The sequence below is a fragment of the Lysobacter enzymogenes genome (assembly GCF_017168095.1).
GTDB classification, from domain to species: domain Bacteria; phylum Pseudomonadota; class Gammaproteobacteria; order Xanthomonadales; family Xanthomonadaceae; genus Lysobacter; species Lysobacter enzymogenes_D.
Map to the genome: position 1 here is coordinate 1 of NZ_LXSD01000113.1, position 7,357 is coordinate 7,357.

The 7,357-nt window shown below is 71.0% G+C and carries 7 protein-coding genes; 4 read left to right on the forward strand and 3 right to left on the reverse strand.

All coding sequences use genetic code 11. From position 1 onward, the window contains the following. The 3 genes from A7A76_RS03290 to A7A76_RS03300 form a co-directional block, all read left to right on the forward strand. On the forward strand, positions 1 to 2,021 hold a 2,021-nt coding region (locus A7A76_RS03290; RefSeq protein WP_206409855.1), incomplete at its 5' end, for a right-handed parallel beta-helix repeat-containing protein. Positions 2,022 to 2,385: 364 nt separating this feature from the next. Continuing rightward, positions 2,386 to 3,375, forward strand: coding sequence for a lipase family protein (locus A7A76_RS03295; RefSeq protein ID WP_206409856.1), 990 nt, complete (start codon positions 2,386 to 2,388; stop codon positions 3,373 to 3,375). A 117-nt stretch (positions 3,376 to 3,492) separates the two neighbouring features. After that, complete coding sequence (locus A7A76_RS03300; RefSeq protein WP_206409857.1) at positions 3,493 to 3,783, forward strand: putative hemolysin; 291 nt, start codon at positions 3,493 to 3,495, stop codon at positions 3,781 to 3,783. 145 nt (positions 3,784 to 3,928) lie between these two features. Here A7A76_RS03300 and A7A76_RS03305 read toward each other — a convergent pair whose 3' ends face one another. Further along, entirely contained in the window at positions 3,929 to 4,807 is an 879-nt protein-coding gene (locus tag A7A76_RS03305; protein WP_206409858.1) for a plasmid replication/partition related protein, read from the reverse strand. 249 nt (positions 4,808 to 5,056) lie between these two features. Here A7A76_RS03305 and A7A76_RS03310 point away from each other — a divergent pair, with 249 nt between their 5' ends. After that, positions 5,057 to 5,755, forward strand: coding sequence for a hypothetical protein (locus tag A7A76_RS03310; protein ID WP_206409859.1), 699 nt, complete (start codon positions 5,057 to 5,059; stop codon positions 5,753 to 5,755). Positions 5,756 to 5,825: 70 nt separating this feature from the next. Here A7A76_RS03310 and A7A76_RS03315 read toward each other — a convergent pair whose 3' ends face one another. After that, positions 5,826 to 6,428 (reverse strand): hypothetical protein, encoded by a 603-nt coding sequence (locus A7A76_RS03315; protein ID WP_206409860.1) that lies wholly within the window; start codon positions 6,426 to 6,428, stop codon positions 5,826 to 5,828. Positions 6,429 to 6,473: 45 nt separating this feature from the next. Beyond that, complete coding sequence (locus tag A7A76_RS03320) at positions 6,474 to 7,103, reverse strand: hypothetical protein (RefSeq protein ID WP_206409861.1); 630 nt, start codon at positions 7,101 to 7,103, stop codon at positions 6,474 to 6,476. Positions 7,104 to 7,357 lie beyond the last annotated feature (254 nt).

Here is a 7,357-nt window from a genome sequence, read left to right on the forward strand (position 1 = left end):
GCGAAGGCCAGGCCCACGTCGGCCTGGCCTGGCCGGCCGAGCCGGCCGCGCGCTACTGCGAAGCGCTGCGCCCCGGCCCGACCCAGGCGCCGGCCGGCGCCATCATCGTTCCGGCCGGCGACAACAGCGGCTTCGATTTCGCCCGCACCGGCGTCACCTTCTGGTTCGAAACCGGCGAGCACACCCTGGGCGACCACATCTACAGCCAGATCATCGCCCGCGCCGGCAACACCTACCTCGGCGCGCCCGGCGCGATCCTCGACGGCAAGAACAAGAACCTCTACGCCTTCACCGGCGACGTCCCCAATGTGACGATCCGGCACCTGACCATCCGCAACTTCGGCCGCGGCCGCGACAACTTCGACCAGGGCGTGGTCAACCACGACGCCGGCGAGCACTGGATCGTCGAGGACAACGCCATCGTCGGCAACGACGGCGCCGGCGTGTTCCTCGGCAGCCGCAACGAGGTGCGGCGCAACTGCCTGAAGGACAACGGCCAGTACGGTTTCAGCATGTACCGCCCGCCGCTGCAGAGCGAGCCGATCAGCGAAACCAACCCGGTGCCGGGGCGCTCGTCCATCGTCGACATCGTGCTGGAGGACAACGAGATCGCCGGCAACAACACCGACGACTGGGAAGCCTCGACCAAGTGCGGCTGCACCGGCGGCGGCAAGTTCTGGGACGTGCGCGGCGCGCGCGTGCGCGGCAACTACGTCCACGGCAACCGCGGCACGGGCCTGTGGGCCGACACCAACAACATCGACTTCCTGTTCGAGAACAACTTCGTCCGCGGCAACGACGGCGTCGGGCTGTGGTACGAGATCAGCTACAACGCCACCATCCGCGCCAACACCTTCATCGGCAACGGCTGGGTATCCGGCGGCTCCGACCGCGGCGCGCCGGCGCCGGCGATCTACCTGTCCGAATCCGGCGGCGATGCGCGCCTGCCGTCGGCGGTCAGCGGCTCGGACAAGCTGCGCGTGTACGACAACTACTTCGAGAACAACTTCTCCGGCGTGTCGATCTACGAGAACGCCAACCGCTTCTGCAACTCGCACGGCAACACCAGCACCGGCTACTGCACTCCGTTCGTGCACCCGGCGCTGATCGTGCGGCCCGATCCGCAGCATCCCAGCAGCTATCCCGATCCGGTCAGCAACCAGCACCCGTGCTACACCCAGATCGGCAGCGATCCGACCCTGCAGCGCGATTGCCGCTGGCGCGCGCAGAACATCGAGGTGACCGGCAACGAGTTCTACTTCGACCCGGCCGCGGTGCCGTGCGGAAGTTCCAGCTATTGCGGCGCGCAGGCGCTGTACGCGACCGGCACCGACAACATCGCCTGGTCGCCGTACACGGTGCGGCAGGTGCAGAACGATGTGATGTTCAACAACGGCAACCGCTTCGCCAACAACCACTATTACGGTCCGTGGCGCTTCGCCAAGCGCTACGGCGAGGCGATCGGCTTCAAGGCCTGGCAGGCCGCGCCGTACCTGCAGGACGCCGGCAGCACCACCGACGGCGCCGCGTTCAATCTGATCGATGCGCAGACCGCGACCCTGGAGCAGTCCATCGGCCTGTGGTCGGCGTGGTACGGCAGCGCGGTGGATCGCGCGAACGAGGGGCATACGGGCGCTTACAGCTTGCGCGTGGTCGCGCAGGACAATTACTGGGGCGTGTCGGTGGCGAACCACCCGGGCTATCTGGCCGACGGCGGCGCCAAGCGGCTGAGCTTCTGGGTGCGCCATGTCGCCGGTACCGCGCCGCTGCCGGCCAACGCGCGCGTGCGCCTGCGCTGGCTGAAGGAGGACGGCACCGCCGCGACCGGCGACGACGACACCTCCTACAGCGACGTGGCGCTGGGCGCCGACAGCGACGATTGGCGCCAGGTCGTGGCCAACGTGCAACCGCCGGCGCAGACCGCGAGCGTGTGGGTGCTGCTGATCGGCTCCAGCGATTCGGGCGGGCATGCCGGCGCGAGCTTCCTGCTCGACGACGTGGTGCTCGAAGACGCGCCCTGATCCGGTCCACTCGATCCCAGACCCCGCCATCGGCGGGGTTTAAGGCCGCGCCTGGCGCGGCCTTTTTTTGCCCGCGGCTTTCTCGCGCGTTTTTTGCGACGGCAATCGCGCAAAGGTCTTCCGCCTGGTTTTCTTCGCTTTCCTCGGCCGGACCGCTGTCCGCTGCCGCCGCCGTTGCGCGTAATCAATGGATGCCGCGCGGACGGCAAGCCCTCGCCGATCCGCAAAATCCGTCACAGGACGTGGCTCGTCGCGCGCCGCCCGCCGGATCGCGGGTCGCGGCCGGCGCGCGTTCGCGACCGCATCGATGCGCGTCGCGCCGATCCTCATCGCTCCGATCCACGTCCCCAGCCGGAACCCTTCCATGAATGCGAGCAATGCCGCCGTCCGCGCGATCCCCGAGGCAGGCGCCTACGCCGCCAATCCGGTGCTCGACACCGATCTCACCCTGGCTTTGGCGATCGCGTCCAAGGCCGCGTACGCCTACTTCCAGGATCCGCAGGAACCCATCATCGCGCCCGGCGGTTATCGCATGGTCGACAGTTGGACCGGATGGGACGCGATCGCGCTGTCGGGCGCGGTGGAATCCTTCGGCCTGGTGTTCCAGTCGCTGAGCGAGCCGGGCACCTGCATCTTCGCGTTCCGCGGCACCGATTCGGATCTCGACGCCTGGGAGGACGTGCATTTCATTCCCACCGGGTTCGTGCCGACCCGCAACAGCATCAGCCCCACGCCGTGGGTGTCATCCGGCTTCTACGGCATCTACGACGGCACCGGCGGCGGCATGAGCGCGTCGATGCGCCAGCAACTGTTCGCGTTGCTGGCCAAGTACCGGCCGACCCAGCTTTACATCACCGGCCACAGCCTCGGCGCGGCCTTGAGCCAATTGTTTTCGCTGGACGTCGCGGTGAGTCAGCCGACCACGGCGCTCAACATCAACTTCGCCAGCCCGATGGTCGGCACCGACAGCTGGGCCAGCGCCTACGCCGGCCTGATCGACGCCAGCCAGAGCATCCGCGTCTACAACTACTGGGATTACGTGCCCTCGTTGCCGCCGTCGGCGTTCGACTACCGCGCGGTCGGCACCGGTTTTCGCACTTCGTTCTACGTCGACAAGGAATGGTTCCCGCACCTGCTGGCGCGGCATGCGCTGCTGAACCTGACCGTGGTGCTGGAAAACGCGCTGCCGCTGTCGCCGCAGCAGTGGCAGGGACGCTTCCCCGATCAGGTGGACGGCGAAACCCAATGGACGATGCTCAGCACCTATCCGCCGGGCGGCGCCGATGTGCGCTGGGCCGATCAGGCGCAGACGCTGATGCAGGCCGAGGCGGCGGCAGCGGCCAAGCCGGCTTGAGGCGAGCGGCGCGGCCGCTTGCCGCGCTCGCGCGGGCGGGGCGTCGCGCCTTCACCCGGGCGTCAACGCGCGCCGCCGTATAGTGGCGGCCGTTTTAGACCGCCCAAGGACGCCGCCATGACCGCCCGCCCGCTCGTCGCCCTCCTGCCGTTCGCGTTGCTGGCCTTGAGCGCCTGCAGCACGCCGTCCGAACCGGCCGCGCCGAAGGCGCCGCAGGCCGAGGTCGCGCCCAAGGGCGTGGGCATGGCCAACCCGGCCTCGGTGCATTGCCAGAAGCTCGGCGGCACCCTGGAAATCCGCACCGGCAAGGACGGCGGCCAATACGGCCTGTGCCACCTGCCCGATGGCCGCGTCTGCGAAGAGTGGGCGCTGATGCGCGACGGCAAGTGCGAGAAGCCGGCCGAGTAAGCGCCGCGCAGGCCGTCGGCGTCGATGGCGCGGCGATGCCGCGCCGATGTCGGTGTCGTCGGATTCGTCGCCCGGGCGCGGCCCGGGCGGCGTTACCGCAATCCGATCGCGCCCGCGTCGCGCGTCGATAGTTTCATCGCTGGCTTCAATCGCGGCCCAGCGCCACGCGCAGCCCGACCACTTCCAGCTTCAGCGCTTCGTTCTCGGCCGTCAGCTCGGCTACGCGCTGGCGCAGCGCCTGCAGCTCTTCGCTTTCGTCCGCGTTCGCGACGAACTTCGCCGGCGCCGCCTCTTCCTCGATCTCGACCTCGGGCTTGGCCTCGCGCGGCTTGCGCTTGGATTCGCGCACGCGCTTGGCCGCCTGCTTGAGCTCGGCGCCGCCGGCCAGGGCCGCGGCGCGCTGCTCTTCTTCCGGCAGCGTCGCCACCGCGGCGGCGGCGTTGATCGAGATCGCACCGGACTTGACCGCGGCCACCACTTCCGGCGCGGCCTGCTTGTGGATGGTCTCGATCATGCCGACCTGGCTGTTGCTCAGGCGCGCGGCCTTGGCCAGCGCCTGGCGGCTGTCCAGCGCCGGCGCCTTGAACGCGGCATCGTCCGCCCACGGCGGCGCGTCGCCGGCGTCGCCCTCGGCCTGCGCGCTGGCGGCGGCCGCTTCGGCTTCGGCTTGCGCGGCGCGTTCGGCCTCGGCGCGCGCGCGCCGCTCGGCCAGGATCTCGCGCTTGCGCAGCGCCAGCACGCCGCGCTGGAAATCCGAGACGCTGCGGCGGCCCAGGTGCTGGTCGATCATCCACAGGTGAACGTCGTCGAGGGTCTTGAAGCGCTTGTTCTGCACGGTCTGGAACGGCAGGCCGTGCTGCTTGCAGATGCCGTAGCGGTTGTGGCCGTCGACCAGCACGTCGCCCCACAGGATCAGCGCGTCGCGGCAGCCTTCGGCGAGCAGGCTGGCCTCCAGCGCTTCGTGTTCCTCCGGGGTCAGCGGGTCGATGTAGGCCTTGAGCGATTCGTTGATGACGATATCCATGCGGCGTGCGGCGTTCCGAACGGGTTGGGGGGCGGGCATTGTAGGCAGTCGCGGCGGCCGCGTCAGGCCGCGGGCGGCGGCGCGGCCGGATATCGCCGGATCGGCGATACTGCGCGGGCCGCGCCTTCGCGGCGGCACGTCGGGGGACGGATGCGGCAAAGTCGGATCGCGTGGGCGGCGGCGTGCGCGCTGGCCGCGGGCGCAGCCAGCGCCGCCGGCGCGCCGGGCGTTTCGGTCGGCGTCGGCGAAGTGCCCAAAGGCTGGGCGGCGATCGCCGCGCCCGAAAGCGCCGCGCAGTGGCAATGCGCGGTCGACGCGCTGCCTCCCTGGGACGTGCGCGCCGACGCCGGCGGCCGCGTGCGCATCGCGCCGCCGCAGCCGTTGCCGCCGCTGAAGGTGGAGCTGGCCGACGGCGCGATGAGCTTCGGCGACGACGGCCGGGTCGAATGGATCCCGCGCCGGGCCGCGGCCGGCTTCGTGCTCAGCAACGCCGACATCCGCCCGCAGGCCGCGACCGAATTCGGCGGCGATGTGTTCGTCGCCGAAGGCCGCGAGCGCGGCGGCCGCCACGAGGGCGCGATCCTGCGCTTCGAACGGCGCGACGCGCAGCGCTGGCGCATCCACCGCCTGATCGAACTCGACGCGATGCCGGTCGCGGCCGCGCGCAGCGGCGCCCGCGATTGGGTGGTGCTGACCCGCACCGGGCTGGTCCGGATCGACCTCGCCGCGCAGCGCCCACAGGCCCTGCACCGCAACGCGCGATGGCCGCGGCTGCAGCCGCAGACCCTGCAGCCGTCGGGCACGGGCTGGCTGATCGGCAGCGACCACGGCGTGATCCGGCTGATGGCCTTCGGCGACCGCTTCAGCGAACAATGGCTGGTGCCCGAGCGCTGCCGGCGCCTGTCCGCGCCGCAATGCGAGTGCAGGCCGCAGCGGTTGGAGCGTTAGCGGCGGCGTTGCCGTCGCGCCGATCCGCAGTACTTGAGCGTTCCTGCGGCGGCTGGCTCGGCTGCACGCCTCAGGCGATGCGCCGATAGCGCGAGACCCAGTTGGTCTCCCAGGTCTTGCCGCCATCGGCCGAGTAGGCCTGTTCCCACTGCAGCTCGTCCGCGCGGATGTCCTTCCACAGCCCGCGCACCTTGACCTTGGCGCCGCGCCATTCGTCTTCGCCGTAGAAGGTGCCGACGCCGTCGGCGAAGCCGCCGATCATCGGCGGATCCAGGCGCTGCGGGTTGCGCGTGTCCAGCCACCAGTCCGCCCAGGTGCGCGTGGCCGGGTCGAAACTGCGCAGGCCCAGGCCGTGGTAGGGCAGGCCGGGGCGATTGACGGTGCTTTCGTCGAAATTGGCCAGCCCGGCGAACAGCGGCTGGGTCTTGCAGACGCCTTCGAATTCTTCCCAGTCGTGATTGTCGGCGAGCCGTTCGCGCAGCCGGCGGTAGCGCACCTGCCAGGTGCCGAGGAAAAAATCGAAGGCGTGCGCGGGATCGTCGGGGTGAGTGGCCTTGCGCGCCGCATCGGACGCGGCGGCGAAGGCCGGCGACGCGGGCAGGGCGCCGGCGACGGCGGCGAGCAGGGGCGCGCGCAGCAGCGTGCGGCGCAAGGCGTCGTGCGGGATGGTCATGAACGCTCCTGGGGCGATGAAGGCGGTGGGCGGGTCGGGGCGGGGCTATCGGCTGGCGGTGTCGGCGATGCGCGTATCGACGGCGTGCCAGTTGGTTTCCCAGTGGCGGCCGCCGTCGGCGGAGAAGGCTTGTTCGAACAGGCAGCGATCGCGGTGCGGGCAGTGGATGCGAAAGCGCACCTGGATCGGCAGGCCGTCGAACGTGTCGGCGCCGAAGAATTCGCCGCGCCCGCGCGCGAAGCCGCCGGCGATGGGCGCGGTCAGCGCGCCGTCGCGCAGGTTGGCGTAGTGGATGCGCCAGCGGCGCGCGGCCGGTTCGTACAGGCGCAGGGCGACGCCGTCGATGCGTCCGGCCGGTCCGGCGATGGCGAGTTCGGCGAGGTTGGCGCGGCCGCCGTGCAGCGGCACGACCCGGGTGGTGCCGGTGTAGTCCAGCCATTGGGCCGAACCGCTCAGCGGCTTGGCCAGGCGCCGCACCCGGGTGCGCCACAGGCCGGTTTCGAAATCGAAATCGTGTTGTCCTGGCGACGCGGCGGCAGACGGCGGCTGCGCGGCGGGTTGCGGCGCGGCCGAGGCGGCGCGTTGCGCCCGCGTCGGCGCCAGCGCCAACAGCGAGGCCAGCGCGCCGGCGCACAGGGACGCACTCAGGCAGCGGGAGGTGGCGAAACCGTGCATGGCGCGCTCGCAGGAAGTCCGCGGCGACTGTGCGGCGCCGCGCGGCGCAGCGACAGGGCCAGTTTGGCCGGCGCGGGCAGGCCACTTCGCGGCCGCCGCGGCGCGGGTTAGGCTGGCCGCGGGAACGCAAGGAGAGGCGTATGCGGACGAGGCTCGCGATGGTGGCCGCCGGAGGGATGCTCGCCGCGTGCGCGCTGTGCGCGGCGTGCTCGGGCCCGCAGCGCGGCGCCGCGTCGGCGCCCAAACCGGCGGCC

Coding starts and splice junctions, on each gene's coding strand:
- A7A76_RS03320 (WP_206409861.1), bottom strand. CDS start 7,103: ATGCACGGTTTCGCCACCTCCCGCTGCCTGAGTGCGTCCCTGTGCGCC.
- A7A76_RS03295 (WP_206409856.1), top strand. CDS start 2,386: ATGAATGCGAGCAATGCCGCCGTCCGCGCGATCCCCGAGGCAGGCGCC.
- A7A76_RS03315 (WP_206409860.1), bottom strand. CDS start 6,428: ATGACCATCCCGCACGACGCCTTGCGCCGCACGCTGCTGCGCGCGCCC.
- A7A76_RS03305 (WP_206409858.1), bottom strand. CDS start 4,807: ATGGATATCGTCATCAACGAATCGCTCAAGGCCTACATCGACCCGCTG.
- A7A76_RS03300 (WP_206409857.1), top strand. CDS start 3,493: ATGACCGCCCGCCCGCTCGTCGCCCTCCTGCCGTTCGCGTTGCTGGCC.